We start from the raw sequence: 26,771 nt of genomic DNA, 5'->3' as shown, positions 1-26,771 counted from the left end.
CCGAGGAATACGGATCGGGGATCGTCTGGAACGAGTTTCATATGCCTACTGAATACAAGCAGTGAATAATTGCCAGGGGCACACTTTTTGAGCCTTAACCCGAATAATTGCCCCAGACACACTTTTTGAGACCTAAGCCAAACAGGCCGCCGGAATCCGGCGGCCTGCGCATGTTCTGGAGCCAACGAGCGGACTCGAACCGCTGACCTACGCATTACGAGTGCGTTGCTCTACCAACTGAGCCACGTTGGCGCATATCAAGGAAACCCTTGAAGCAAATGCAGTATACCAAAACGGCTATACTTTTCCCAATAGAGGCCACGGACGACAAAGCGGGCGAAAGGATAGGCGTGACCGAGGCATCATCGGAGCAGACGAAACGGCAGATTCTGCAATCAGCGGTGCTCTCGCGCGTGACCGCGGGTGTGGTGTGCGCGCTTCTGATCATCTTCTTCCTCACCACCATCGGGAACACCACCACCATACTCAGCAAGGTCGAGATGGTGAAGGTGGATCAATACCCAGCGTCGGTGGCGGCCGGACATCTGGAAACGCGGCTGGTGCAGCTGCGCACCATGGCGGCGCAGTCGGTCTACATGAACTCGCCGGACGGCGCCGATGGCATGTTGAGCATCAGCCAAGACTCCGAGGCCGAGATCTGGGGTCTGATAGAAACCATCGAGGGTAGCACCGCAGTGGACCCTGAGGATGTGCGGGCGCTTCGCGATGGGTATGCCGATCTGAACGTGCATTTGGCAACGCTTGCCGAGATGGTACGCGCGCCGGGCACGTCGCCTTCGCAGGTTGGGCGCTACGTGAACGACGAGATATACCCCGTGGTGTCGCAGTTGCTCGATGTGGACTTGGAGGTGCTCGCACAGGCAACCGATGCGGTGGACAACGTGTATGAGACCGTGAACGCCGCATGTCGCCAAACCATCTTCATAGCGTGGATCCTCATCATCGCGGTGGCTATATCGCTGTTCGTGTACCTGGCCATTCTGAACCGCAAGACCCGGCGCGAAGAGCAACTGACCGCCGATCTGGAGCATGCGCTCGATCTGGCTCAAAGCGCCAGCCGCGCGAAATCCACCTTCCTCTCGAGCATGAGTCACGACATTCGCACGCCCATGAACGCCATCGTGGGGCTGACCGCCATTGCCAGCAACAACTTGGACGACCGCGCGCGGGTCGAGCATTGCTTGGCGCGCATCACCACCTCGTCGAAGCACCTGCTCAGCTTGGTGAACGACGTGCTGGATATGAGCGAGATAGAGAGCGGGCGCATCGCGCTCAATGAAGACATCATCGAACTGCCTACGCTGATGGACGACTTCGCAGGCATCATGCAGGAACAGGCACGCAAGAAGGGGATCGACCTGGAAACCAAAGTGGGGCCGCTTGCCCATCCTATCGTGCGCGGGGATGCGCTGCGCCTGCAACAGATGATGCTGAACTTAGCGAGCAACGCCGTGAAGTACACGCACAACGGCGGTTGGGTGCGCATTACGCTGACCGAAGAGGCGGGCGATGCTGCCGCAGCGCCCGCGCGTGTGGCAGACAGTGCTAGTGCTACCGGGTCGCAAGATGCGGACGAGGCGGATGCCGATCGTTCCAACGCACACGAGGGCAACGATGCAGATACTGGTGCTGTGAACATCTACCGACTCGTGGTCGAGGATAACGGCATTGGCATGGAGCAGGACTTCCTTGAGAATATCTTCCAGCCCTTCGAGCGCGAACGCAACGAAACCACGCCTTTCACTGAGGGTGCGGGGCTGGGCATGACCATCACGAAGAACGTGGTTGACCTGATGGATGGCACCATATCGGTGAAGAGCCAGCCGGGACGCGGGTCGAAATTCACGGTGCTGCTGCCGCTTGCCAGCGCAGAAGCCGAAAAGCCGAACACTACCAGCGTGCCAGCCGATGACGCCCCGCTGACGGGGCGTGTTCTGCTTGTGGAGGACGATGCGCTGAACCGGGAGATAGCCATTGAGCTGATACAATCGCTCGGCGTCGATGTTGAGACGGCAGAGGATGGCCTTGATGCGGTGACCGCTTTCACGGACGCTGAGACAGGCCGCTACGGGATGATCTTCATGGACTTCCAGATGCCCCGCATGGGTGGCCTGGAAGCCGCAGCGGAGATCATTCGGGTGGAGCAGACGGAGGGTCGCCCACATACACCCATCGTAGCCATGACGGCCAACGCGTTCAACGAGGACCGGCAGAAAGCCATGGATGCAGGCATGGATGGCTTCATGTCGAAGCCCATCAATATCGCGCAGTTGAAACGGAACTTGCGCCGATTCTTGAGTGGACCGGCGACAAGCGGACAAGAAAGGGAGTAGTGGATGAAACTATCATCGATCAAGCGGACAGCAACGGTGGTGCTCGTCGGCAGCCTGTGCGTGGGTGCGCTGGCACTGGCTGGCTGCAGCGGACAGCCATCTGCGAGCTCGGCAGCATCAGCTGCATCGAGCAGCGTCTCGGCGTCGGTGAAGGCGGAAAGCGGCACCAAGCAGTTCAGCGAGGACGAGTTGCTCACCGGCAAGCATCATGCTGTGATGACGGTGGAAGGCTACGAACCCATCACGCTTGAGCTGGATGCCGATGCGGCGCCTATCACGGTGACCAACTTCGCTGATCTAGTGAATCAGGGATACTACGACGGCAAGACGTTCTATCGCATCGTTGAGGACTTCTGTTTGCAGGGCGGCACGCTGGGCAACAACGCTGCTGGCAACGACCCGCAGCTGGAAACCATCACCGGCGAGTTCAGCGACAACGGCAGCGAGAACCCGCTGGCCGACCAGTTCGATCGCGGAACGGTTGCCATGGCGCGCACCAATCTGCCGAACTCCGCAACCAGCACGTTTTTCGTGACGCTGGGCACAAACGACCAGGTAGGTGCCAGCCTTGATGGCAAGTACGCCGCGTTCGGCACCATCGATGAGGCTGGTATGGCCATCATTGACGCGATCGTGGCCGATTATGCAGCCAATGTTGACGAGCCGCAGATGGGCGCCATTAGCGACGAGGCAGCCCAGCCGATCATCACTTCCATCGAGTGGGTGGATTGAAATTGAGGTAGTGCTGATCCGCGTCAGATCAGATGACGCGGATCAGATCCATCAGGAAATCGGCGTTGTCTTGCAACGTCACTTCATCCAAATTATCATACACATCATCGGCCTGCGCACAGTACGCAGGCTTTCCATTCATCATGCCCGCAAGGTGCAGCGTTTGATACCCTTGGCGACCGGCCAGATACGCCGCCGTATTGCACCAGAGCATCTCGCCTTTGCCCACGCTGAGACCTAGTGAATCGGCCGCTTTGCGCACATAGCGCTTCATGCGTGAGGACATCTTGACCGGCCGGTACATGCCTTCGCGCTCGATCAGCGACAGATCGCCCGCGCCCAACCCGTCAAGATCGATCACCATAGAGCCGCGCAACTCGGCTGCGTGCTCGGCCAGCAGCGCCTTCATGCCAGCATTGTCGGCAAGCTCGGCGCCCAGCGCAACGAACCAGACTTCCATATTGATGGGCCCACCATGGAACTCGCGAATGGCTTCGCGGTCGTCAGCAATACCCTTGAGCGGAACGTCTGCGAACGGATGCAGGTTGCGCGAACTCTCGGTGCCCTCGGCATGCCCCAGATCATCATCGAGCGAGGTACCCGCAAAACGCGTGCGCGGCGTCGTCTCGCCCTCAGCGTTCTCGCCGCGGCGGCCACGCCTCCCGCTTCGGCTCTGCTCGCCTTCCTGTTGCCCCGGCTTGATCTTCGAAGCCAGCGCGCCCAAACGCTCGCGGCTGAACGCGCCGCCATTCCAATCGTCCTCATCCCAGCTGTCGCTTGTGGTTCGGAAGCTCTCCCATCCACCGCGGTCGCGGCCTACCTTGCGCGCGTCGAAGGAAGCGTCCACGCCAATGGCTTCGGCGAAGCTGGTCTCATCTTCATGCTTCTTGCGACGGAAGCGCCCCAGCACCCCGCCACGGCTCTTCGGCATTTCCACAAAGCTGGGGCTGGTCATCGCGCCCGTAGCCGTGAACCCTTCGTCGTAATCGGAGTCATCAACGTCGTCCACATACATATCGTCGGGATCCACATCGGCCAGCAGCTCGTCGCCTACCGGAGCGAACGCGCCCGTAGCGCCTCCCACGCTGAACGAACCGGCCACGCTCACCATGTCGGTTTGCTCTTCGTCAGCTGCCGCGTGATGCGCGCGCGTGGGCTTCTTGTCAAGCGCCGGTATGCTGGAGGCGAAATTCTGGCGCTCTTCGCGCACGGGAGCGGGCGCGTCGTCAGCGGTCATCACCTTCAAGACGGACTCGTCTTCGGCCTCGTCCTGATCAAGCGGAATAGATTGGCTGTTCACCGCAGCGATGGCGCCGGTCAAACTGGGCAGATCGATGGTGCGCTTGCGGCGCGGCTCGGCCTTCGCTTCTTTATGCGGGGCGGCTTTGCCTGCTCGCTTGGCGGCGGGAGTCGCTTTCTTCGCAGCAGCATCGGCTGCGGGAGTTGCCTGGGCGGCCTGCTTCTTCGCCTCTGCATCTACCGCAGGAAGCGGTTGAGACAGAAGGCGGTCGGCCACGGCACCGGTCTGCTTCGTCTCGCTGGTGACCGGGGCATCCGTATCAATCGCGCTGGCTGTTTGGTAGTCGGGCGCTTCGGTAGTGGAAGCCAAGAATCCATCCACGCCGTTTTGTTGATGCGGCTGAGCTTCGGCTGCGGCCGCAGCTCGTGCCTGCTGCTGCGCCGCTTGAGCTTGCGCCTGTGCTTGAGCTTGCGCCTGCGCAGCTGCCTCTTGCGCGGCCGAGTGAGCCTTGGCCGCATCGGGGCTATTCATGATGCTGGCGTGCACCTCGGCTAAACGCGCATCCATGGCCGAGGTGCGCTGTGCTTCGGCGCGGGCGGCTTCGGCCTCGCGCGCCGCCGTTGCGCTATCAATAGCATCAGCGAAACGCGACCGTTGCGCCGGTGTGGAATCAGATGAAGCGCGGTTCGCCTTCGCTTGGGCGCGCTTGAACCAGTCGGGCACGTTGGCATCTGCTTGCGCAGCTGTGGGCGAGACGGTTGGCGCGGGCTGAGTCATCGGGCCAGCCCCGGGCGCCGCGACAGGCGCAAGCGCGGGAGCTGACGCGGCCGTAGCGGCAGCGACTGGCGTGAGCTGAGCTGCGGCGGCCGCATCGGATGCGACTGAAATGGTTTCAGAAACCGCAGCAGCAGGGGCAGCCGAGCGGGCTGCTTGTGCTGCGGAGATCTCTGCCGACAGATCGAGGGGGGCCATGGCTGATGTGCTTGCGGGCGAGGCGTCTGATTCTGCTGCACCCGCGCTGCTCGCGTATTCCACCGCCACATCGTCGAGCAGCACGCCGGCTTCGCGCGCAGCCTCTTCGCCATGCATGACCACGTCTTCTTCCTCGTCCATGTCATACAGACCCAGACCCACACGCTTCGCAACGTCGAGCATCACGGCCACGCCAGCAGCGTTGCAGTTTGCCCCTTCGTTGTACGCGGCGGTTTGATGCATGATGAACGAGATGACCGCCAGCGCCACTAACACCATGCCAATGCCGAGCAGCACGTTGAAGAAGATCAGCAGGCTGTCATTGGCATCGGTCAGGGCACGCAGCAGCAGCACGATGGGAATCAGCACCATACCGCCCAGTTCCATCCAGTGAATGATGTTGAGCGCGCCGAACAGGGGGCCTGACAGTTCGCGGCGCACCCGCCCGGTGTCATAGCGCGCAACGATGATCACTTTGCGACGACGAGCAACCGGCGCTTGGTCGCCCGATGAAGCGGGAATGTACTTACCGATGACGTTTTGGCTGACGCCGCGCTTCGAGGTACGACCCAAAGGCGAGATACCCAGCACTTCCAGCACGTACACCGCTGCCGCGATCAGGCATACCACGAAAGACGGCACCACCATCAACGGCAAGAACAACGACAGCAGCGCCAGCACCAGCGTGATGATGCAGCAGATGATGCGAGGCAGTTCGTAGTTGGGATTGCAGTTGAACTCTTCGGAACTCACCTCCAGCGTTGCTTCCTGCTGGAGCACCTCTTCTATGACGAACGACGCCTGCTGCTCCTCTTCGGTACCGGCGGGCCGAGGACCGATAGCCTGCGATAAGCGGGCGGCGTACTCTTGAACATCTGCCATTGATAGCGCCTTTCGTTGGTTCGCGCTGCCCCAAGCTGGGCATAGTTATAATGAAGTATACGCCAAAGAGATGCGATTGCCCACGTTAGGACAGGTAGGCGCGCACAGCAGCGAGCGCTTGGGCCATGCGCGCGGATTCGGCGGACCATTGGTCGGCTTCGGAGGTGCTTACGGTGGTGAACACGCTTGCCAGCGCTTCGGTAGGCAAGGTAGGCGTAGCGGCCGCATTGCTGATGATATCTGCCGCTTGCTGTTCCAACTGGTTATAGCGATCGTTGGACTGTTGGAGCGTAGTGCGGTCGCGGTCAAGATAAGCCTGCATGGATTGCACTGCGGCGGCCTGCGCGTCAAGGCGCAGCTGCGCATATTCCAGGTAGGTTCGCATTGCCGCATCTGCAGCCTCGAAGGTCGCAGTGTCGGCCTCGCTGGGATCGGCTGCGCGGGCCTCCAACTGCTGCATGCACGTTTGCACCGCTTGGAGCTCGTCGCGCGCGGTGGTCAGTTCCTTTTGCGCCTCTTCCGATTTTGTCTGTGACGCGCGGGCGTTGTCGGCGTTCAGCGTTGCTATCTGAGCGGTGGCCTCTTCGGCAAGCGTGTTCGCCCGCAGAATATGCTCCATCGCTTCGGTTGCCTGCTCGTACGCTTCATGCGCCGGGAGCGCCCATGATATGGCAGCCTCGCCCATATCCATCAGATTCAACTGGGCGTTTATCACGGTGATGCCCTGGTTGGCAGCTTCGCGGTCGGCGGGCACCTGGAGATGCTGCTGCACCTCTTCCAGCTGGCTCTTGAGCTGGCGCAGGTCATCAGCGATGTTCGGAAGGGTCGGGGATATCTTCTCGGAAACCGCTTTCATATCAGCGAAGGACATCGTTGCGGGCGGCTGCGCCAGCGCGGCGGTGAGCATGTCATTGTAGGGCTGGAGCGCGGAGCTTTGGTCAACGACCCCCTGCAAAACACCCTTCATGCGCGCCACGTGATCCATCTGGTTCTGCACGTTGATGACCACCGCCGTGGCCCCCAGTGCCACCACACCGAGCACTGCTACCACCATGCCTGCCACCATGAGGCGCTTGCCGCGGCGGCGCGCACGGCGGCGTTGGCGCACTTCTTCGTGGGGAAACTCCCAGGCAGGGCGGCTGGTAGTGCCCTCTTCGGCAGCGGCGTTGCGCATGTTGTGCAGCACGCTGAACGATATTTCGTTTGAGGTACCCTTGGTATAGGGAACGATATGGCCCGGATCGCCCGGGTCAGGATGCTTATGCCTGCCCAGCATCTTCTTGACTCTTCGCGTCAGAGGGAGCGCTGGCCTTCGCTATCTCGTCGATCATCTGCTGCGTGGACACGATGCGCACGTCGCGACTTGGTAGCGAGCGCAAGAACGTGCGGCCATAGCTTTTCGACAACAGGCGACTGTCGGCCAGCACCACGATGCCGCAGTCGTCGGCCTTGCGCAACAGGCGCCCCACAGCCTGTTTCACCTCTACCACGCTTTGCGGCAGCACCCATTTGCGCCAGGCGGCATCATCGCGAGCGGCGCGTTCGCACGAGAGCGGGTCGCTCGGTTTGGCGAAGGGCAGCTTCGGCAGCACCACGCCGCGCAGCGTGCTGCCCGGCGCGTCGAACCCTTCCCAGAAGCTTTTCAAGGCGAACAGCGAGAGCGCGCGGTCGGCCAGGAAGTCATCGCGCAGCCCTTTCACCGACACGCCCCAGCGCTGACAGACCACGCGCAGGTCGGCCGCTTTGAGCGCGGGTGCCACTTCGGCGAAACAGGCGTCCATTTCCTTGCGGTTGGTGAACAGGGTCAGCATGCTGCCGCCTTGCGCCAGATGCGTCTCGCGCAGCAGCTGCTGAATCGCTTCAAGATAGCCGGTGGTGTTCGGCTCGGGTAGGTCGTTGGGCACATAGATGGTCATATTTGCGTCGAAGTCGAAGGGCGAGCCCAATTCCAGCGTTGTCGCGTGGGACTGCGGCGAGGCGTTCAAACCCATGGCTTCCTCGAAGGGCTTGAAGCTGCCCGCCACGGTCAGCGTGGCCGAAGCGAACACCACGGAATGCGTGTTCGTGTAGAGCGTTTCGTCCAGGCGCGCGCCCACGTTGTACAACTGCGCGCAGATCCTGGCGCCGCCACGGTCGGCTTTACGGGGCAGCGTTGCCGAATACACGTAGGTGGGCGGCGCTTGCACGAAGATGGTGTCGGCCGCCGTGATGATGTCTTTGAGCTCGAAGGCCATGGTGGCGATTTCGCGCTGGATGGTGCCCGCGCCCTGCGCGCCTTCCAGATATCCCACCAACTCTTGGCACACGTTCACCAGCTTTTCGCTTGCTGCAATGAGGGTGCGAGCATGGTCGGCTAGTGCGCCAAATATGGTCGAGCGGCGCATCTCGTCGTTGATCCACAGGTCGGTGAATTCGTAGCTGCTCTTCTTTTGCGTGTCGAAGAAGAGCAGGTCGGGAACGTGGCTGGCGAACTCCCCTTCCGCTTCGCTGAATGCGACGCCAGCAGCCTTCGCACGGGCGCAGAGCCCGAAGAACAAGGTGCCGAAATCAGCCTCGGCGGTGGCGGATAGTGGGTCACCGTTCTCGTCGGTGGCTGCGGGACCGGTCACATTGCGCTCGGCGCGCACGAAGATGTTGCGCGTGCCATCTGAAGTGACCCGCTCGGCAAGCTGGTTCATGGCGTCGAGCGAGAGTTCGAGCGAAAGCGCCCGGCGTGCTTCTGCTTCGGCGCTGTGAGCCTCGTCCAGCACCCAGTAGCGAATGGGCGGCAACAGGCCGTTGTCCGCCGCTATGTCGCAAAAGAGCAGACTGTGGTTGGTCACTACCACGTCAGCGGCCTCGGCGCGGCGGCGTTGGCCATGAACGAAGCACGATGCGCCGAAGAAGGGGCATTTGCGGCGCATGCATTCGTGGCTGGTGCTGGTCACGGCGCGCCGCGGCACCAGGCGATAGTCTATTTTGAGGCTGTCCATATCGTCGTAGTCGGTTTGTTGGACGAATGACAGCAGCGCGGCAAGAGCGGGCGCCTGGGTTTGCTCTTCGCCTTGCACGGTGACCATGCGGGCGCCGTCGCGGATGAGGCGCTGGATTTTTCGCAAACACGGGTAATGAGTGAACCCTTTGAGCGACGCGTAGGTGAGCGTGCGGCCGCTCGTGTGCTCAAGAGCGCACGCGAGTGCGGGCAATTCGTGATAGATCAGCTGATCGAGCAGCGCGTTCGTTTTCGTGGCGATGCCCACGTTGATATCGTTGCGCACCGCGGTGAGCGCAGCCGGCACCAGATACGCCATGGATTTCCCCACGCCCGTGCCCGCCTCGACCACGAGGTTGTCTGACGAAGCAAAAGCGTCGCGCACGGCCAGCGCCATGCGCGCTTGCTCGTCTCGTTGCTGATAGTCCTCATAGAGGGCGCCGATCAGGCCGTCTGCCTGGAACGCCGCTTCTATCTCTTCTTTGGTGGGGAATTCTAGGATCGCATACCCGTCGGCAGACTGGTCGCAGAGAGATGCGCTGGACGGGTCGGCGGCGGAGCACATGCCCTGCACCACGGCGTCGGCCTGAGCGGGAGCATCTTTTTCACGCACAGAGCGCGGCGTTTCTTCGTCATGTTGGCCGTTCTGTTGTTCCTTTTCGTAAGCCACTGCGGTGCCTGCGCCGATCACGCTGCCGAAATCGTCTTCTTCTATCCAGGTATCGTCATCGTATGGCGTCGATGCGATCGCGGTGGCCATTGTGCGCTGTTCGCTTACGCGCAGACCAGAGCGCGCAGCCAGTTCGGCAGATATCATCTTCGCCGCGTCGCGTTTCGGCTTACCCACCGTTTTGGCTACCTGAGCACGTTCCATTTTCAAATTGAAAGGCTGCGTCGGGGGTGCTTCCCACCCGCCCTCGTTTTGAGTATCCTCTTTGATCCCGGTGTTTTCTTGTGCACCATGTTCGTGCTTGCTGCGTTCGTGTTTGTCCTCGCTGTGTTTGTCGCTCTCTTGTGCGTCCTTTTCCTGTCTACCGTTCTCTCGTGCACCATTTTCCTGCGTGCGGTCTTTTTGTTTGTCATGGTCGTGTGCGTCGTAATCTTGTGCGCTTTCTAGTTGTGCGCCGTGTCCTTGTACGCTCGTTTCTTGCTCGTCGTGTTCTTGTGCGCTGGCTCTGTGATTGGTTGCATTTTGGGCTTCCGTCTTGTCTTCGTCTGAAAACGAACGGAATATGGCCCCTGTTGACCACTCCGAAGGCGGCGCAAGGCGTGCTATTTCGCGAACCAGCGGCGCAGGCATCGCGTCAACACCTGCAAGGAGCAGCCGATACAGCGCGCAGGTTGCTGAAACGTCCTCGTCGGCGCGGTGGGTCGAAAGCGGCGCATCAAAGGCGCGTACCAAGTCGATCAGCCGATGCGAGCGCATGCGCGGAAGTGCGATGCGCGCAAGCTCGAGCGAGTCGATCCAGAGGTTTTCCAGAAGAGGGTACCCCGCGGGGTGCTTCGTGGTGAAATTACGGTCGAACGCTGCATTGTGCGCGACGATCTTCGCATCCCCCACGAATGCGACCAGCTGCTCAAGCGCCGTGGTCGGGTCGGGAGCATCAGCAACGTCCTCGTCGTGGATGTTCGTCAGATGGGCCACATCGTCAGGGATCGGGCGCCCGGGGTTCACGAAGGTGACAAACCAATCAATAATGCGCCCTTGCTCGAGCCGCGCCGCAGCTATCTGGGTGAGCTCGTCTTTGCGCACCGAGATGCCCGTTGTCTCAGTGTCCAGCACGACGATATTGCGGTCGAAATCGCCGAAGTCAGTCTGCGCTGCCCGTGCAGGCAAACTGCGGTAGCGTTCAAGTATCCGCTCCGGGGTGCCCTCGGTGGTGTATTTCCTTATATCGTCAGTCATCGGCCTTCCCTATCAGCCCTCTGTTTCTCTCTAGCCTATCAGCTTTTCTGCCAGTTACCACCCTCCCGGCAGCCATCGCCCTTCTACTATGCAGCATGCCGCGCAAGGTCTTATTGCAGTTCCTGTTCCAGTGGCTCTTATTGTAGGGGGTACCTCTTTTGCTTTCCGTAATAATGGCGCTTTTTTATTCTCTGCGGCAGTTCCTGTGATTGCTTTCTGCGTGTTAGTCCGTATGATAGTTTTCTGCGCTCGCGTTTTCCGTGTATGTTTCACGTGAAACACACGCAGCACATGTTATGTAAGGCTCAGCAAGGAGATGTTGGTGGACCTCTATTACGGCCAATATGCCGACTTCAAAACGGTGTCGAAGAAAGAAGCCGCGAAGCTTCTGAGCGCCGACAGTATGATCGGCGACTGCATGACCATTGATTGCGAGATGACTGGTGACGAACACCGCGCTTGGCTCATCAATCCGCTTGGAGAGTGTGTTGGATATCTTGACGCTGCGATGTCGCGACAGATGAGCCTTGAGAAGGCAAAAGGCATGCAGCTTTGCGCGGTGCTGTCTTTTCTTGCTTTCACGGATAGCCCGGACGACGGATACTATTGGGGAGAAGTCGCCCTCATTTGCTATAGCCCCGCCTATGAGGACTGTTTCTCCGCTTTCGTGCACAACGTGGCCGACCGTATGGGGCGCGGGCAGCGTACACCAGTTGACCTTGGCCCAGATGCCATCACCCGAATCATTGCAAGTGATGGCACGTGGTTTCCTGAACAAACGCTTCCTCTGCCGGAGAAGGCGAAAGGGACGGCCATTATCAAGAGCCGCCGCACCTTAAACGATAAGCTGATCAGCCAAGGGCGGGCAGGTAATAAAGGTTGCTATATCGTGAGTTGGATCTTCCTGCTGGTTTTGGTAGCCGCTATCATCTTCGGTTTGAAGTCCTGTTTCTTCTGATGGGATTCCCAGTGTGGAGCGCTTGAACGCACAGCGCGCATAGTGCACGCAGGCCGTTTTCTGCGCCTACAATGCTGTAATACCCGCCTTCTTGAGCGCATCAACAACGAGTCCTGTGCACACTTCTGGAAAGGTTTCCCCAGCTGCGCGGGCAGCGTCAGGCAGAAGCGACGTTTCCGTCATGCCTGGCAAGGTATTCGTCTCAAGCGCCCACGCATTCCCTTGTGGGTCGAGAATGAAGTCCGTGCGGGACACACCGCTGCATTCCAGCACTTCGTGAGCCTTGATAGCCCATGCTTGAATGCGTTGTGCAACAACATCATCAATCCGTGCGGGGCAAATATGCTCTGACCCGCCAGGAGCATACTTGCTTTCAAAGTCATACGATGCGTTCTTGGGAACGATCTCAATGATGGGCAGCGCCCGAAATTGCCCCTCTCCCAGCACTACAACAGTCAACTCGATGCCAGCGATGTATTGCTCAATCAGCACATTGTCATCGTATTCAAAGGCGGCCTGTATGGCTTGCTCGATGGCATCTTTACCTTCTTCGATATAAATGCCTACCGAACTTCCTTCTGATGCGGCCTTGATGGCGCATTTGTGGCCGAGCTTCTCAAGAATATGCTCAATGATAGCGTGGGACCCTGTACCATCCGTTTCAGCATTCCACTCGTTCTTCCTCACTATGACCGACGAGGGAGTGAGAATGCCTGCGGTTTCATACAGAATTTTCGCTTTCGTTTTGTCCATGCTCACCGCACTGCCAAACACTCCTGACCCGGTATAAGGCACGTCGATCGTTTCAAGAAACCCCTGTAACGACCCATCTTCCCCACCCCGACCGTGAGTGCAAAGGAATGCGACGTCAAACTCACCATCTATCAGCCTCTTCAAATCAGAAGCGACCGCCGGATCAAGCCTTTCAACAGAAAAGCCCGCTTCTTTCAGAGCCGCTTCCGCACCTGCGCCCGAAGCGAGAGAGATTTCTCTTTCGCTGCTTGTTCCTCCCGAAAGAAGCGCGACCTTTTGCTTTGTTAACTCCATTATATCAAACATTTGTTCTACTTTCTAGGACAATTATTGGCAGCTGCATTGTTGCGCAGTATAGCATCTCTTCGTTTCTATATCTTGAGTTGATTAGTATTCAGTATCTATCACTTCTCGTACAGCGATCTCTCTTTCCCACCTCCCCTTCTCGTGGAGTTATGACCCGCCTATCCGTATTTGCTCTTGATGCGCTATATTGTTCGTGCTGCACTATGCAAACCACATCTTCGACACCCTTAGAGGTGTGCTCCGCTGTCGGTTTATAGTATTTGAGAAGGCTTCGGAAGCTGCTGTGAGGCGATTGTCTTCTGAATAGGGGTCAAATGTTTCACGTGAAACATTTTGCCAAGCGTTTCTAGGCAAACTATAATCGCGGTATGAACAAGGATATCTATTCATACAGTATCGACGAGCTACAGTCGCTTTTTGGTGAATTGGGACTACCTCGATTCCGGGCCCAGCAGCTTTTTGAGTGGCTTCATACTCATAACGCCATTTCGTATGATCAGATGACTAATCTACCTAAGGCGCTTCGACAGCAACTCTCAATAGCCTTTCCCCTCTCAAGGACTACTTTAAAAGAGAAGCAAACTTCTTCTGATGGAACGCGCAAGTACCTCTTAGAGCTCTCTGATAACGAACTTGTTGAATCTGTAGGGATTCCTTCTCCACCTCCAGCGGATAAATCAGTTCCGAATGTTTCACGTGAAACATTCTTAGACGATTTTATGCCGTCTACTCCTTCAAATGACATGCAGCGTTTAACGGTTTGTTTTTCTACTCAGGTTGGATGTGGGATGGGCTGCGTCTTCTGCGCAACCGGGCAAGAGGGTTTATCTCGAAATCTTAGCGCGCAAGAAATAGTCGATCAGGTAGTCACTGTTCAACAGGATTTTGGCCAACGAGTGAGCAATCTTGTCGCGATGGGACAAGGTGAGCCATTCCTGAACTATGAGAATCTGATGATGGCCCTGCGGCGATTTAATACGGACAAGGGCTTTCAAATTGGCGCGCGACATATCACGGTTTCCACGTGCGGAATTCTGCAAGGGATCCAGCAATTCACTCAAGAGCCTGAGCAGTTTACGCTCGCTGTTTCTTTACATTCTGCTGTCCAAGTAAAGCGTAACTATATTATGCCAGCGCTCGCTTCACAGCCCCTCGATCAATTGAGATCAGTGATCGAGGAATATATCTCCAAGACTCGCAGACGTATAACTTTTGAATACTTACTCCTGCAAGATATTAACGATACTGAAGAAGACCTCCTGGCTCTTATTGAATACTGTAAGGGGCTCTTATGTCATATCAATCTGATTCCTTTTAATGAAACAGGTGCTGCGCTTCAAGGCTCTTCGATGGACCGAATAAAAGTATGGCTTCAACGATTGAACGCGAATAATATCTCAACAACGCTTCGTCATTCAAAAGGCGCCGACATTGCCGGCGCCTGTGGTCAATTGAAAAATGTTTCACGTGAAACATTTTGAATATAGAGACTGAGAATGCTTTAAGAAACTGAGGCAAGCAATTCTTCAAAAACCCTTCTCAGATCCTCTTCATCGCTGAACTCTATCTCTATCTTATTCTTCCCGTTTGTTGTTTTTACTTTTACCGGCGTTTTAAGCACATCTTTAAGCGCTTTTGCAACTTGCTTGAATGTTTGCGGAACCTGCTCTTTTGCAACTCTGTCTCCTGGTTTCATGGTCATCAATCGTGCAAGCGACTCCGTTTCGCGCACTGAGAGCTTCTTGTCCTGCAGTTTCTCTGTTAGCTTTTCTCTACCTTCTGCAGATTGGATAGAAAGAATCGCGCGAGCATGACCAGCGCTGATTTTTTCTTCAAAAAGCATTTGTTGCGCCTCTTCTGGAAGATCGAGCAAACGAAGCGCATTTGCAACCGTAGAACGACCTTTCGACATAGCTTGAGCAATATCCGCCTGTGTCATCTTTTTTCGATCCATCAGACGTTTATAACCATACGCCTCTTCGATTGGATTAAGATCAGATCGCTGCACGTTTTCGACAAGCGCTAATTCAAGAGCGCGATCATCATCGACTTCTTTAATCCTCACAGGAACTTTGTCAAGACCAGCCCGTTTTGATGCCTGCCAACGGCGCTCACCTGCAATGATTTGAAATTGTCCACCCGCTATAGGGCGCACGAGAATAGGCTGAAGCAGTCCATCCTGTTCAATCGAACGCGCAAGTTCTTCAAGCTCATCTTCTTTGAAATTAGTACGTGGCTGATCTGGATTCGGAACTACCAAATCAATCGGTATCTCGTTCATACTAGGAGTAAGCGATGCTGGTGGCATAGTTGGCTGCTTGGCGGCTATATCATCAGAGGAGGCTCTCTTTTCGCTTATCGATGGTGTATGTGTAGATGTTTCACGTGAAACATTCGTATAATCAAGGTCTTCCTCATATTCTACTTGTTCACGATTAGTAGTCCGCTCTGGCGCTGCTTCTACTGGTCCGCCCATTAGAGAACTCAGACCACGCCCAAGACCGCCTCTATTTGTTTTAGCCACGTTCGATCACTTCCTTCGCAAGTTCAATATAGGCAATAGAACCCTTACCCCGCGGATCATATTCTGTTATCGGCTGCCCAAACGAGGGAGCTTCAGATAGTTTTACTGTCCGGGGAATAAGAGTATTGAATACAACTTTTCCAAAATACCCTTTCACCTCATCCACAACTTGCTTTGAGAGTGTGGTGCGGTTGTCATACATCGTGAGAAGCACCCCATAGATATCAAGAGTGGGATTAAGGCGAGATTTGACACGTTTCATTGATTCAAGAAGTTTTGTCACACCTTCCAGTGCATAGAACTCACACTGGATCGGTATCAAGAGTTTATCAGCCGCAACAAGCGCATTGACTGTAAGGAGACCTAACGAAGGAGGACAATCGACGAGAATGAAATCATACCGTCCTCGCATTGTGCCTACAGCATCCTTGAGGCGATTTTCGCGAGCTATTTCTGAAACTAACTCCACCTCAGCACCAGCAAGATTGATAGTGGCTGGTACTACATCTAATCCTTGACACACGTCTGGAATGATCACATCCTCAATAGGACAATCAGCGAGAATCACATCATAAATACAGTGCTCTACCAAGGATTTCTCTATCCCTAGACCACTAGAAGAGTTCCCTTGGGGATCAAGGTCAACCAAAAGTACCTGCTTACCCATTTCACCAAGTGCGGCAGCTAGGTTTACTGCGGTTGTTGACTTTCCAACCCCACCTTTTTGGTTAATAATCGCAATGATCTTCGTTTGGCCGATCACTTTATCGACCGTCTTTTTCTCTGAGTAATGCTTAAGATGCCGAGAACTAGCATTACTTAAATCAGGCGTGACATCACGGATAACAACCTGTATATCTTCGATATTGTTTATATCCGTTGGGTCTGAACTTACAGCACCTTCTCCATTGATGTCACGTTTATGGCTATCAAGCAGGCCCATATATTCCCCTTTCGCTGGGACTTCTTCCGAGTATAGCATGGTAATTTATATGAAATTGTTTCACATGAAACAATTTGGGTTATAAGATTCTATTGTTACAGGAAATGTTTCACGTGAAACATTTCTGATTGTACACGCACTCTATAGAATGTTTCACGTGAAACATTCTAGCTCTTTTGCTTGAGTTTAAGAAAAAGACTGGAGAGTGCGTCATTTCGCCGTTGCTCCACTTCGTTATGAATAGTTTCACATACTGACTCAAACGATTCTTTTACTTCTGTATTAGTAAATCGAAGAACCTTAATCTCTTCCATCTCAAGGTATGTTGTTCTTATTAGATCATATCTTTGCGCACGAGGGTTAAAATGGGTGTCTCCATCAACCTCTACACAAAGCCTTACTTTATGACAGTAAAAATCTAGTATGTAGTTACCTACTACCTTCTGCGTACGAAACGGAGGGTTATATTCAGCTAAAAACTTGTACCAGAGTTTTCTCTCATATATTGTCATGTTTTGTCGCATTTCTTGAGCGCGAGAAGCCAGTAAAAATCTTCCCATATATCGTCCCTTTCTCTTTATCCTTGGTTCTTCTATGCTATCAATGCAGCCTGACTTCTCTAACTCATAACCCACGTACTAGATCATCATTAGTCTGATCTCTTTCTGACTTCTTTCTGTTACATAAGAGAGATGATTCTTATATGATTCCCACATCTTCCTTATACCGTTTATACTTGCTTCATTACTGAATGTTTCACGTGAAACAATTGAGGTGCTACATGAATCAAAAATGCGTCGAATATCTAGACCGTATTCTTGAAGTCAATCAGCAAATCAATTTGACGAACATTACAGACCGAAATAAGGCTCTCCTTCTTCATATAGAAGATTCACTGGCAATTCTCCCGGAGATTCATAATGCGCCGTCAGGTCGTTATGGAGATATTGGCTCAGGGGGAGGTTTCCCAGGAGTACCTATCGCTCTTGAGAGTAATCGAGAAACATGGTTAATTGATTCTGTTCAGAAAAAGATGAAAGCTGTTCAGAACGTTCTGGATGATATGAACCTTTCTCATATCAAAACATGTGGTAAACGAGTTGAGGAAGTTGCAGTAGAGCATCCTTCCTCCTTTGCTGTTATAAGTGCACGAGCTCTTTCTAAAATTCCTTCACTTATGGAATTAGCAGCGCCTTTATTGCAAAAAGGTGGACATCTTATTTGTTTAAAAGCTCATCTTGATAAGCACGAACTAGACGATGGTAAGGCAATCCAAAAGACAACAGGTATGTATTTGATTTCAAGAAGGAACTACTTTTTAAGCGATAAAGAGACATATCGGGAATGCATTGTATTTGAAAAACAGTCAGATCCTCGTATTAAACTCCCTAGAAGAATAGGTTTGGCGCAAAAGAAGCCATTATGTTCATAATTGTTTCACGTGAAACAATTGAGGTTATAAGATTCTATTGTTACAGAAAATGTTTCACGTGAAACATTTTTGATTGTACACGCACCCTATAGAATGTTTCACGTGAAACATTCTAGGGACGTAAACAGCAACCCAAGAGATTAACTGTTAGCTTTTTACTAAATATAACAGTCACCCAAAAAAATAGCTAAGTGCTTATCATTAGCTTCCTCTTCAAGCCCTAAAATGCTAAAGATTCTGCTTTACTATTTTAGTAACTATCGAGATATATAAAGAGTAAAGCCATTAACTAGCTGAGTAGTTAATGGCTCTCCATTAAGAGATTAGCTAATAAGACAGTCGGTTGGTTGATAACTTAATTAACTGAATCGTATATTCATTACAGATCACGAAAGCGGCACCACTACAACATGGCGCCCGTTTCCTTCCCCTTCAGAGATCGTCTCAACACGACCATCATCTTTCAAAGTAATATGAATAATCCGCCGCTCGTAGGGAGTCATAGGATGCAAACTAATACGACGATTCTGATTCGCGGCTCGATTCGCAGAGGAATGTGCAATAGATTCTAGTTTCTGACGCTGACGGCTCTTGTATCCTTCAACATCAATCACAACAGGATACCTGAAGCCGATCTCTTTAATAATGATGGAATTGAAGAGTGTTTGCAGTGCATCGAGGGTATTCCCATGTCGCCCAATCATAACAGCAAGATCGTCGCCAGTAATATCAAGAATGAGCTCTCCTTCATCTCCCTCATACTCGTCTATAACAACCTCACCAACATTAAAATGCTTGAGAATATCTTGAATAATCTGAATTGATTTATCCGCAATGGCATCCAGTTCTTCCTCAGAAACGTCGCTCATCTCTTTCTTGGGAAGAGAATCTGTTTGTGATTGCTCCACAGTTTCGCTCATAGATTCTTGAATATCGTGCTCGGCCATAATTAAACTCCTTATCTATGGCAGAATGCTTCACATGAAACATTCTTCTCAGCGCGTGTATCCACCTCATTGTTTCACGTGAAACAATAGGAAGGCGGAAAACTAGCGCTTCTTATGCGGGCGCTGCTTTTTCTCCTTGCGTACAACCTCCACCTCAACCGGCTTCACCTCAAGCTGCGCTGCTGCCTCAGCAGCAGCATCAGCACGCCGACACCGGGAAAGCGTAAATTGATTCTGAGCAATACCGATCAACGAGGAAACACCCCAGAACAACAAAACACCTGCTGGGGATCCCCATGAGATCCACAGCATGAATAAGGTCATTACGATGCCCATAATGAGCGTTTGGTTACGCTGCTTATTATCCTTATTCTTAAGCTGCTGTTGAATCATAGGAAAGAATGTGGCGCCCGCAAAAACGATCATAAGAATCAAATAGGGAACAAATGTTCCAATTCCCTGTTCAAGAGCGCCCGATGGAGTTTGAACCAAGTTTGGCACAATGTTATAGAACGAAAAATTCTGAACTTCTACCCTATCGCCCATTTCCCGAAGAACTTGGAACAAAGCAATGAAGATGGGCATTTGAAGCAACATGGGAAGACAACCTGCAAGAGGATTGAACTTCGCTTCCGCATAGAGCTTCTGCATCTCCTGGCTCATTCGAGTTTGATCGCCAGCATATTTCTCTTGCAGCTTTTGAATCTGAGGCTGAATCTTCTGCATCTGATAATTCGACTTCGCCTGCTTATGCATAAGCGGAGCCACCAAGATACGGAAGATGATGGTGATAATGATGATCGCGAGGCCCCAATCCCCGCAAACGTTATAGAAGAACTGGATAGCTTGGAAAATCCAGTCTTTAAACATATCCCACATGACCGGCTGATCCCTTCATATTCTCGGGTATATCTGGAACCGGGTCATAACCATGAGGGCCACCCGGACGACACCTGCATATCCTTTTAGCGGTCAAAACAAAGCCGCGGCGAAATCCAAAGCGTTGAAAAGCGATCAACCCGTACTCTGAACAGCTTGGAACAAACCGACAAGAACTAGGCAGCAACGGAGAAATAGCGGCCTTATAAAAAGTGATCAGCCCAACCGCAACCATGACAGGCACTTTCTTAAGTATGGTATGCAGTCTACTCACCGGATAGCTTTCCTAAATCCGCACGGCTCATGGTGTCCTTCGTTGCTTCTAGCACTTTACTATAAGAAACGCTGGTAATACCGCGTTTTGCAATAAACAGCACATCATAGCCGACCCAAGGGGCACCAATCTGACGTGCTATCTCACGCATGCGTCGCTTCGCTGCGTTTCGCCAACATGCATTGCCATTTTTCTTCCCTGCGATAAATGCAACACGGCCACAGGGGCCGTGTTCTAAAGGGTTATAATCGTCGATCTTTCTCACCGCTATCAGCGTTATGAATCTATTCGACGAACGAACACCTCTCTTAAAGAGCGAAGAAATCTCAGCGCTGGATTTAATAGTTTCCAACTGTGTTACACGCAGAGACGCTTACGACCCTTCGCACGACGCCGTGACAAAACAGCACGGCCACCCTTAGTGGACATGCGGGCACGAAAACCATGGCATTTTGCGCGTTTACGCTTGTTCGGTTGATAGGTACGCTTCATCTTTTGGTTCCTTTTCTACTCTTCTCAGAGAAAAAATGCGCAGTTCGAAAAGTATATCCTAGCTGGTCTTTCTGTCAAATAGAATTTATGAACGGCTTGAGAGAGCAGTGTTCGAGGATGAATAAGGGAGAGTGGTTTTAAAAAATAATAATGATAATAACGACGGTTGAAATCAAGAAAAATGGGAAAAAGCCAGCGTGGTGCCGTATTTTTCTCCGCTGAGAGACGTTGAAAACGTGTCTGGGCTATTAACAGGGTTTCAGAGGGAATTATGGAAAATGCACCATAGCGCCATAGATTTTGGAGAGAAAAAGTGTATAGAGAGCGCATAAAATCAGGAAAGGTTTCACGTGAAACAATCGTGCGCAGTCGCTTCTCATCTTGAGACACTAAAGCTCTTTAATGATCTGTTTGAGCGCCTCGATCTCTTCTTGTACGTTTCGATTCGACAGAAGCTGGTCTTCAACTTTTGAAACCGAGTGCATGATAGTGGTGTGATTTCGATTGAATTTTTTTCCGATGTCATTGAACGGAAGATCAAGCAACTGTCGGCACAGATAGATCGCAATTTGGCGAGGATAGGTCACATTCCTATCGCGAGACGGGCCGACAATATCAGCGTGCTTCACCTTATAGAACTGCTCGACTTCTTTTTGTATATCTTCAACCGTCAGATTCTTGCGAATATCATTCGAGAAATGGTTTTCTAGAAGCTGGCTCACATCTCCGATAGAAACTGTGTCCTTGTTCAGGAAATTGATATGGTAGATGACGATGGTGAGCGCACCCTTGAGCTCACGGATATTAGAACCGCTGTTTTCTGCGATATAGAATTGCACTTCTTCCGGAATGAGAAGGTCTTCATTACCCGGTGTCGCGCGATATTCATTAATGTAGCTTTTAACAATAGCAAGCTTCGTTTCAACTTCGGGCGGCTGGATATCAATGGTTCCGCCTTGCACGAAGCGGCTACTGTAACGCTCGTCGATGTCGATATTCTTAGGCGCTCGGTCGGCGCTCAGCACGATCTGCTTACCCTGGTTGATGAGCTTATTGAATATCTGAAATACGATATCGAGCGTCTGTTTTTTACCTTGTAAGAATTGGATGTCATCAACTAAGAGCACGTCAGCAGCTTCGTAATACGTTTTAAAATTCTTATAACTTGATTTCTCACGATCGTGTTCGGCTACTGCATCGGTGTAACCACTGATCAGCTCTTCGCTATCCACGTAGATCGTGCGCAAATCAGGGCGCGTTTCGCGAACATAGTTTTGAATGGCGCGCATAAGATGCGTCTTTCCCAGGCCACTCTTCCCGTAAATAAACAACGGGTTCAATGCTGTGCTTCCCGGCATCTCAGCTACTTGAACCGCCATGCTGTACGCCATGCGGTTCGATTCCCCAATGACGAAGTTCTCAAACGTGATATTTGAAAGAATCTGGTCATGTTGAGACTCAGAACGCTCTTGATGTGACGTGCTAAGAGAAGACGATATAGAAGAATCGCGTGCTGTGATAGATGACTCAAAAGAGCTGTTCTCTGTTGTGGCGGATACGAGGGGAGAGGTTGGAGCTGATATAGCACCACTTGAAGGAGTTGAGGAAGAAGCGGGTATCGTAGCAGCGGTTACCGCGGCATCCCTTATCGAAGCCTCATCCTCATACAAAGGCGCCGCGCCTGATGGGGAAGTATGTGCGGGCACACAGTGAAGCGTTCCTTGGTCGGTGCCTAGTAGAGCATTATTCGCGGGACCTTCCGTCGAAAGCGCGTCCGATTCATTCACTTCCTCGTCAACTTCAACAACAACCACGTAGGGCATGCCGTAAAGGTCGTGCAGCGCCCGCTGGATAGCGTTTACGAAGCTTCGCTCTGCCCACGACTTCAAGAAACTATTCTCAGCTGTTAACATCAAGAACCCATCGCTGATCGCTTGGGGGTGAAGTCGGCTGATCAGCGCGTTGAACTGGGATCCGTCAACATCAGGATACGATGTTACACGACTACAGATATCGAGCCATTTCTGATTAAGAGAATCGCTTTTCATAGCCGCCTTCTTGAATCCTTCACTATATCGTCAGAATAGCATACAGCCTAAATAACACCAGTATATAACCAACATATATAAGGAACCGCCTTTTACAGTGAACTCACGATCTGTTGTCCTAATGGTGTGGTGACCCGTTTTTTTCCGAGCTTCTCAATCAATCCCGCCTCTTCGAGTTTGCGAAGTTCAGCGTGAGTGCTGGAGAGTGGGATATCGGTCATCTCGGAGATATCCTGCACGCCCATCATATCTTGAGTGGTGAAGAGCGCAAGGATCTGTCTCGAGCGGCGCGAAAGGGACGAGAGCACCAACTCGGGAGGATAGGTATGCGCTTCTAGTGGGCCAGCATGAGAAGCAAGAGCCTGAGGGGAAAGCGCCTGCGGGGCAAACGGCTGAGATACAGATGCCCCCGCCTCCAACCGAGCATTAGAGGTGGTGTGATCATGGGGTACCAGGCTTAATGTGACCACAGACCCCCCATTAAGGTTATCGTCTAAAGTGAGCGTTCCTTGTTTCACATCAAGGTATTCCCGAACAATCGGAAGCCCTGATCCAACCCCATCAATATAGCGCTTCATATGCTCATTCGCTGAACTAAACCCGGGTAGTTGCGCGCGTTCCTTATCAGGAATACCAGGTCCCTGATCGGTGAAGCGGATTGTGTTGCCCTCGTCCATGATGGAGACCACGATCTCGCGAAAGTCTGCGTGAATGAAATTCTCGGTGACTTGTCGGATAGCTGAGAAGGGAATACCCCCACCCATCTCGCGCGCTTGGTTGTAAATCTCAGACGAAAGTGCGCCGATGAAATCCATCGTTTCAGCAGGGGGGACTTCTATAATACGCGGGCTGCTCAGCATATCATCATACAAAGCGATACGCGCTGTGCTCGTTACGAATGAATAATCCACCGCGCCCCCTTCGCTCTGTGTGACTTTTTCTTAGAAAAAGAAGTATGACACGTTTTACACGATAAAGCCGAAAAAGCACTGAAAAAGACACTTACCTCTTCTAGTTTTGAACTTTTTATTCAGAAAATGTTCAAAACTGAATGAATAGTTGAAAAACAGACGATAAAAAATGAAAACCAATGTTAAAGAAATCGGCGGTTCTGACTTGATTTTCTTTAAGAAAAGGTTTTCCCCGTTCAATAGCTTTTTGGAACGAGTAAAAATGTTTTCAAAGCGACATTTTTGAAGGCACTTTCGTAAGAATGTTCTATTTTTACCTCAAGCAAGATAAAACCCCAGTTCAGTATGGAAAAACAAGAACGCAAACGAGGTCATACAGAAAGATATTCACATGCAAAATCGCGTTAAAACACAAGGTAGAACCCATTCATTTGTGAGTTTTGAACATTTTTGCAGATCGAAGATGTGCTTTTCAACATTATGAACAATAGGGCACAGAAAGATGCTTCCAAAACCATCTTTTCAGATCAGTTTTTCACTGTTTTTCTTAATTTCTTAAAAAATTCAAGTCACTGAAAGAGAGTTTCTATTGTTTCTGAAAGCTGATGAAAAAGGTCAGAAAATTAAATAGGCGATCAGAAAACGAGAGGCACTCTCAGGTGTACAACTGATCTGCTCAGCCATAAGAAATAATGGCCACGTAAATGCCTGTACTGCTACTAACGTGCAGGCAACTAGCACCATTACAGGCTGTCACGAACAACCACACAAACAACGACACGAACAGCCACAGGAACATGCTCGCACGCTATAATGACCTACACATATCAATAGAGGGAGCCTCATGCGATTCACGATCAACAAAACCGAACTTCAAATTGCGCTCAATACTGTTCTCAAAGGTGTGTCCACCCGCTCTACGCTGCCGGTTCTCTCGGGCATCATGCTTGACGCGCGTGGCGATGAAGTCATCCTCCAATCGACTGACCTCGAGTACTCAGTGCAGTATACGGTTGCCGCGCTGGTTGACGAACCTGGTCGAACGGTGGTGCCAGGCAAGCTCTTGAGCGACATCGTGAAGAACCTTGCCGATGCTGCAGTGACCGTGCAAGCAGCGGAGGGTGAGGCGCATATCACCTGCGACACGTCTTCGTTCAGCGTTCGCACCCTTAACGCAGAGGATTTCCCTGGGTTTCCGCACGTTGAAACCGACCAAACGATCGAAATACCCTTTCCCGCTTTCGCCGATATGGTCAAGCGTGTGGCGCGTGTGGTCTCGCGTGATGAAAGCCGCGCCATTTTAACCGGCATCCTCATCACCCTTGAAGAGGGCGTGCTCCGCATGGTGGCAACCGACTCCTACCGCCTTGCGGTGTGCGAGACTGCGCTTCCTGAGGCGATAGCAGAGGATTTCGAGGCGGTTATCCTAGGGTCTTTCATGAACGAGATCGCCAGCCTTCCCAAGACTGAAGATATGGTGCGCCTTGCCATCGCGGAGAATCAGATCGTTGCCACGTGCGGCCCGGTGGTATTCATCAACCGCCGCATCGAGGGGAATTACCCGAATTACAAGCAGCTCTTACCAGATACGTATGCAAGCCGCGCGGAACTTGAGGTGTCGGCGCTTGCGGCGAGCGTCAAGCGCGCGAGTCTTCTTTCCAGCTCCACCGCGCCGATGCGCTTCGATCTGAATGCGGCTTCGCAGACCACGCAGATCACCGTGAGCAGCCCCGATGTGGGCACCGCGCAAGAGACGCTACCCTGTGCGATAGAGGGCGAGGACGTGCAGATCGCATTCAATAGCCTGTATGTGATGGATGGCCTTGCAGCTATCAGTGGTGAAAAGGTCAGCCTGGAAGTGCAGTCCGATATGAAGCCCGGGATTCTGCGCGCAGCTGAACCGGAGAATTATCTGTACCTGATCATGCCGGTGCGGCTCTAGGGTGTGTGAGCCCTGCTTGTGGGCGCAGGTGTTTCATGTGAAACAGAAGATTTCTCCTAAGCTATGCTCAGAATCACTCATATACACCTTAATGATATTCGGAATTGTTGCCAGGCAGACGTAGCTATTACCGGGCGTCTAACCATTTTCGTTGGGCCGAATGCTGCGGGGAAGACCAATGTAGTAGAAGCGGTGCAACTACTGACGGCGGGACAGAGTTTTCGACATGCCCGCTCGGCGGATCTGATTCGACACGGCGCCACCACCGCACGCGCGGTGCTCACGGTAGCCGATGAGGTGCGGCACCTTGAGATGTCGCTCGCCATCAATGAGACCACCCGCACGTATGCATTGAACGGGAAAGCGAAGCGGGTGGCTGACATGCGCGGTATCATGCCGTCGGTCGCCTTCACGCCGGACGATCTTGACCTGGTCAAAGGATCGCCCGCGCATCGTCGGGATGCACTTGATGCCCTTGGTGTGCAGCTCAACAAGAACTATCAGGTTATCCTGCGCGATTTCGAGAAGATACTTCGCCATAAGAACAGGCTTCTCAAAGAGGGAGAAGCCAGCATGCTGGATGCGGTGAACGAGCTCTATGTGAAGGTGGCGGTTCAGCTGCAAAACTATCGGCGAGCTTTGTTCGCGCGCCTTGAACCGCAGATATCAGCGCATTATACCCACATTGCGGATGGAGAAACGCTGCATGGCTACTATGAGGCATCGGGGCAAACGACGACACCTGCTTCGACCGATCAAGCGCCTCCCCGAAAACGCTCTGAGGCTGCGATGGTAGATTCGCAGGCACTAGCTGCGGCAGTTGAGGCTCACCGTGCCGATGAGCTTGCAGCGCATCGCACGCTGGTAGGCCCCAGCCACGATCGCATCACGTTTCAGATCGAGGGAATGGATGCGACTCGATTCGCAAGCCAAGGGCAACAGCGCAGTGCCGTGCTGGCGTGGAAGCTGGCCGAGGCAGACACCATCAACGATGTGCTCGGCACCTTTCCGGTGCTTTTGCTGGACGACGTGATGAGCGAGCTTGACGCCCATCGCCGCGCGGCGTTCGTGAGGTATCTCCAGCACGATATTCAAGCGTTTATCACCACGGCGAACTTAGATTATTTCGATCGTGAGATGATTCAAGAAGCACAAATAGTACAGCTTCCCTTTGAAAGCGCCTGAGAAAGCGTGTATTTGTGCTCTTTAAGGCCATGGTTTGCCAAAAAACGACTATTTGTATGGTAAAATTGCTTCTTGACGCTTATAGCGCCGAAAATCCCATATCAATACAGGAGCGTGTTA

Annotated in this window: 22 protein-coding genes and 1 tRNA gene; 7 read left to right on the top strand and 16 right to left on the bottom strand. The window is 52.8% G+C overall.

Going from position 1 to position 26,771, the window contains the following annotated elements; translation table 11 throughout:
- Positions 1 to 176: 176 nt before the first annotated feature.
- A tRNA-Thr gene (locus NFR19_RS06560) sits at positions 177 to 252 on the bottom strand.
- 98 nt (positions 253 to 350) lie between these two features.
- Here NFR19_RS06560 and NFR19_RS06555 point away from each other — a divergent pair.
- Together NFR19_RS06555 and NFR19_RS06550 are read left to right on the top strand one after the other, a co-directional pair.
- Entirely contained in the window at positions 351 to 2,354 is a 2,004-nt protein-coding gene (locus NFR19_RS06555) for a hybrid sensor histidine kinase/response regulator (RefSeq protein WP_251212986.1), read from the top strand.
- A 3-nt stretch (positions 2,355 to 2,357) separates the two neighbouring features.
- Complete coding sequence (locus NFR19_RS06550) at positions 2,358 to 3,086, top strand: peptidylprolyl isomerase (protein WP_251212985.1); 729 nt, start codon at positions 2,358 to 2,360, stop codon at positions 3,084 to 3,086.
- A 28-nt stretch (positions 3,087 to 3,114) separates the two neighbouring features.
- On the opposite strand, the gene NFR19_RS06545 is transcribed toward NFR19_RS06550, so the two are convergent.
- The 3 genes from NFR19_RS06545 to NFR19_RS06535 all read right to left on the bottom strand — a co-directional run bounded on the left by NFR19_RS06545 (position 3,115) and on the right by NFR19_RS06535 (position 11,057).
- Positions 3,115 to 6,180, bottom strand: a complete 3,066-nt coding sequence (locus NFR19_RS06545) for a zinc-binding metallopeptidase family protein (protein ID WP_251212984.1) — start codon at positions 6,178 to 6,180, stop codon at positions 3,115 to 3,117.
- Between the two features lie 85 nt (positions 6,181 to 6,265).
- Entirely contained in the window at positions 6,266 to 7,456 is a 1,191-nt protein-coding gene (locus NFR19_RS06540) for a hypothetical protein (protein ID WP_251212983.1), read from the bottom strand.
- Positions 7,440 to 11,057, bottom strand: a complete 3,618-nt coding sequence (locus NFR19_RS06535; protein WP_251212982.1) for a helicase C-terminal domain-containing protein — start codon at positions 11,055 to 11,057, stop codon at positions 7,440 to 7,442. The genes NFR19_RS06540 and NFR19_RS06535 overlap by 17 nt, the downstream gene beginning before the upstream one ends.
- A 316-nt stretch (positions 11,058 to 11,373) precedes the next feature.
- Between NFR19_RS06535 and NFR19_RS06530 the strand changes: the two genes are divergently transcribed.
- Complete coding sequence (locus NFR19_RS06530; RefSeq protein ID WP_251212981.1) at positions 11,374 to 12,015, top strand: hypothetical protein; 642 nt, start codon at positions 11,374 to 11,376, stop codon at positions 12,013 to 12,015.
- A gap of 66 nt (positions 12,016 to 12,081) precedes the next feature.
- Here NFR19_RS06530 and NFR19_RS06525 read toward each other — a convergent pair whose 3' ends face one another.
- The gene (locus NFR19_RS06525) at positions 12,082 to 13,062 is read right to left on the bottom strand and encodes a D-alanine--D-alanine ligase family protein (protein ID WP_251212980.1); all 981 of its coding nucleotides are present in this window, start codon (positions 13,060 to 13,062) and stop codon (positions 12,082 to 12,084) included.
- 380 nt (positions 13,063 to 13,442) lie between these two features.
- On the opposite strand from NFR19_RS06525, the gene rlmN reads away from it, so the two are divergent.
- The gene (gene rlmN, locus NFR19_RS06520; RefSeq protein ID WP_251212979.1) at positions 13,443 to 14,555 is read left to right on the top strand and encodes a dual-specificity RNA methyltransferase RlmN; all 1,113 of its coding nucleotides are present in this window, start codon (positions 13,443 to 13,445) and stop codon (positions 14,553 to 14,555) included.
- A gap of 20 nt (positions 14,556 to 14,575) precedes the next feature.
- Here rlmN and NFR19_RS06515 read toward each other — a convergent pair whose 3' ends face one another.
- The 3 genes from NFR19_RS06515 to NFR19_RS06505 form a co-directional block, all read right to left on the bottom strand.
- Complete coding sequence (locus NFR19_RS06515) at positions 14,576 to 15,598, bottom strand: ParB/RepB/Spo0J family partition protein (protein WP_251212978.1); 1,023 nt, start codon at positions 15,596 to 15,598, stop codon at positions 14,576 to 14,578.
- On the bottom strand, positions 15,591 to 16,541 hold the full coding sequence (locus tag NFR19_RS06510; RefSeq protein WP_251212977.1) for a ParA family protein: 951 nt from the start codon (positions 16,539 to 16,541) through the stop codon (positions 15,591 to 15,593). Before NFR19_RS06510 ends, NFR19_RS06515 begins: the two co-directional genes overlap by 8 nt.
- Before the next feature lie 167 nt (positions 16,542 to 16,708).
- Complete coding sequence (locus NFR19_RS06505) at positions 16,709 to 17,101, bottom strand: endonuclease domain-containing protein (protein WP_251212976.1); 393 nt, start codon at positions 17,099 to 17,101, stop codon at positions 16,709 to 16,711.
- Positions 17,102 to 17,322: 221 nt separating this feature from the next.
- On the opposite strand from NFR19_RS06505, the gene rsmG reads away from it, so the two are divergent.
- Positions 17,323 to 17,973 (top strand): 16S rRNA (guanine(527)-N(7))-methyltransferase RsmG, encoded by a 651-nt coding sequence (gene rsmG / locus NFR19_RS06500; protein WP_251212975.1) that lies wholly within the window; start codon positions 17,323 to 17,325, stop codon positions 17,971 to 17,973.
- A gap of 386 nt (positions 17,974 to 18,359) precedes the next feature.
- Here rsmG and NFR19_RS06495 read toward each other — a convergent pair whose 3' ends face one another.
- The 8 genes from NFR19_RS06495 to NFR19_RS06460 form a co-directional block, all read right to left on the bottom strand.
- A complete protein-coding gene (locus tag NFR19_RS06495) occupies positions 18,360 to 18,920 on the bottom strand; it encodes a Jag family protein (RefSeq protein ID WP_432762719.1) in 561 nt (186 codons plus the stop codon).
- A 102-nt stretch (positions 18,921 to 19,022) separates the two neighbouring features.
- Positions 19,023 to 19,799, bottom strand: a complete 777-nt coding sequence (locus tag NFR19_RS06490; RefSeq protein ID WP_251212974.1) for a YidC/Oxa1 family membrane protein insertase — start codon at positions 19,797 to 19,799, stop codon at positions 19,023 to 19,025.
- Positions 19,783 to 20,034, bottom strand: a complete 252-nt coding sequence (gene yidD, locus NFR19_RS06485) for a membrane protein insertion efficiency factor YidD (RefSeq protein ID WP_251212973.1) — start codon at positions 20,032 to 20,034, stop codon at positions 19,783 to 19,785. Before yidD ends, NFR19_RS06490 begins: the two co-directional genes overlap by 17 nt.
- A gap of 31 nt (positions 20,035 to 20,065) precedes the next feature.
- Positions 20,066 to 20,425: a ribonuclease P protein component gene (gene rnpA, locus NFR19_RS06480; protein ID WP_251212972.1), complete on the bottom strand. Its 360-nt coding sequence runs from the start codon at positions 20,423 to 20,425 to the stop codon at positions 20,066 to 20,068.
- A 5-nt stretch (positions 20,426 to 20,430) separates the two neighbouring features.
- The gene (gene rpmH, locus NFR19_RS06475; RefSeq protein ID WP_165062734.1) at positions 20,431 to 20,565 is read right to left on the bottom strand and encodes a 50S ribosomal protein L34; all 135 of its coding nucleotides are present in this window, start codon (positions 20,563 to 20,565) and stop codon (positions 20,431 to 20,433) included.
- A gap of 24 nt (positions 20,566 to 20,589) precedes the next feature.
- Positions 20,590 to 20,955 (bottom strand): hypothetical protein, encoded by a 366-nt coding sequence (locus tag NFR19_RS06470; protein WP_251212971.1) that lies wholly within the window; start codon positions 20,953 to 20,955, stop codon positions 20,590 to 20,592.
- Positions 20,955 to 22,613, bottom strand: coding sequence for a chromosomal replication initiator protein DnaA (dnaA, locus tag NFR19_RS06465; protein WP_251212970.1), 1,659 nt, complete (start codon positions 22,611 to 22,613; stop codon positions 20,955 to 20,957). Before dnaA ends, NFR19_RS06470 begins: the two co-directional genes overlap by 1 nt.
- Before the next feature lie 92 nt (positions 22,614 to 22,705).
- Positions 22,706 to 23,524: an ATP-binding protein gene (locus NFR19_RS06460; protein ID WP_251212969.1), complete on the bottom strand. Its 819-nt coding sequence runs from the start codon at positions 23,522 to 23,524 to the stop codon at positions 22,706 to 22,708.
- Positions 23,525 to 24,368: 844 nt separating this feature from the next.
- Here NFR19_RS06460 and dnaN point away from each other — a divergent pair.
- Both dnaN and recF read left to right on the top strand, forming a co-directional pair.
- Positions 24,369 to 25,466 carry a DNA polymerase III subunit beta gene (dnaN, locus tag NFR19_RS06455; protein WP_251212968.1) on the top strand — a complete coding sequence of 366 codons (1,098 nt, stop codon included), beginning with the start codon at positions 24,369 to 24,371 and terminating at the stop codon, positions 25,464 to 25,466.
- A gap of 63 nt (positions 25,467 to 25,529) precedes the next feature.
- On the top strand, positions 25,530 to 26,651 hold the full coding sequence (gene recF / locus NFR19_RS06450) for a DNA replication/repair protein RecF (RefSeq protein WP_251212967.1): 1,122 nt from the start codon (positions 25,530 to 25,532) through the stop codon (positions 26,649 to 26,651).
- Positions 26,652 to 26,771: the final 120 nt, after the last annotated feature.

The organism is Adlercreutzia murintestinalis (assembly GCF_943192905.1).
In the GTDB taxonomy this organism is placed as follows: Bacteria; Actinomycetota; Coriobacteriia; order Coriobacteriales; family Eggerthellaceae; genus Adlercreutzia_A; species Adlercreutzia_A murintestinalis.
Note: the sequence above shows the minus strand (reverse complement) of the source record. Positions and strands in the feature narration are given on the sequence as shown.

What these genes read in the sequence shown, in the direction of transcription:
- yidD (WP_251212973.1), bottom strand. Translation starts at nt 20,034, where the DNA reads ATGGTTGCGGTTGGGCTGATCACTTTTTATAAGGCCGCTATTTCTCCG.
- NFR19_RS06545 (WP_251212984.1), bottom strand. Translation starts at nt 6,180, where the DNA reads ATGGCAGATGTTCAAGAGTACGCCGCCCGCTTATCGCAGGCTATCGGT.
- NFR19_RS06535 (WP_251212982.1), bottom strand. Translation starts at nt 11,057, where the DNA reads ATGACTGACGATATAAGGAAATACACCACCGAGGGCACCCCGGAGCGG.
- rlmN (WP_251212979.1), top strand. Translation starts at nt 13,443, where the DNA reads ATGAACAAGGATATCTATTCATACAGTATCGACGAGCTACAGTCGCTT.
- recF (WP_251212967.1), top strand. Translation starts at nt 25,530, where the DNA reads ATGCTCAGAATCACTCATATACACCTTAATGATATTCGGAATTGTTGC.
- NFR19_RS06550 (WP_251212985.1), top strand. Translation starts at nt 2,358, where the DNA reads ATGAAACTATCATCGATCAAGCGGACAGCAACGGTGGTGCTCGTCGGC.
- rpmH (WP_165062734.1), bottom strand. Translation starts at nt 20,565, where the DNA reads ATGAAGCGTACCTATCAACCGAACAAGCGTAAACGCGCAAAATGCCAT.
- NFR19_RS06495 (WP_432762719.1), bottom strand. Translation starts at nt 18,920, where the DNA reads ATGGCCGAGCACGATATTCAAGAATCTATGAGCGAAACTGTGGAGCAA.
- NFR19_RS06525 (WP_251212980.1), bottom strand. Translation starts at nt 13,062, where the DNA reads ATGGAGTTAACAAAGCAAAAGGTCGCGCTTCTTTCGGGAGGAACAAGC.
- NFR19_RS06510 (WP_251212977.1), bottom strand. Translation starts at nt 16,541, where the DNA reads ATGGGCCTGCTTGATAGCCATAAACGTGACATCAATGGAGAAGGTGCT.
- dnaN (WP_251212968.1), top strand. Translation starts at nt 24,369, where the DNA reads ATGCGATTCACGATCAACAAAACCGAACTTCAAATTGCGCTCAATACT.
- dnaA (WP_251212970.1), bottom strand. Translation starts at nt 22,613, where the DNA reads ATGAAAAGCGATTCTCTTAATCAGAAATGGCTCGATATCTGTAGTCGT.
- NFR19_RS06530 (WP_251212981.1), top strand. Translation starts at nt 11,374, where the DNA reads ATGTTGGTGGACCTCTATTACGGCCAATATGCCGACTTCAAAACGGTG.
- NFR19_RS06505 (WP_251212976.1), bottom strand. Translation starts at nt 17,101, where the DNA reads ATGGGAAGATTTTTACTGGCTTCTCGCGCTCAAGAAATGCGACAAAAC.
- NFR19_RS06540 (WP_251212983.1), bottom strand. Translation starts at nt 7,456, where the DNA reads ATGCTGGGCAGGCATAAGCATCCTGACCCGGGCGATCCGGGCCATATC.
- NFR19_RS06490 (WP_251212974.1), bottom strand. Translation starts at nt 19,799, where the DNA reads ATGTGGGATATGTTTAAAGACTGGATTTTCCAAGCTATCCAGTTCTTC.
- rsmG (WP_251212975.1), top strand. Translation starts at nt 17,323, where the DNA reads ATGAATCAAAAATGCGTCGAATATCTAGACCGTATTCTTGAAGTCAAT.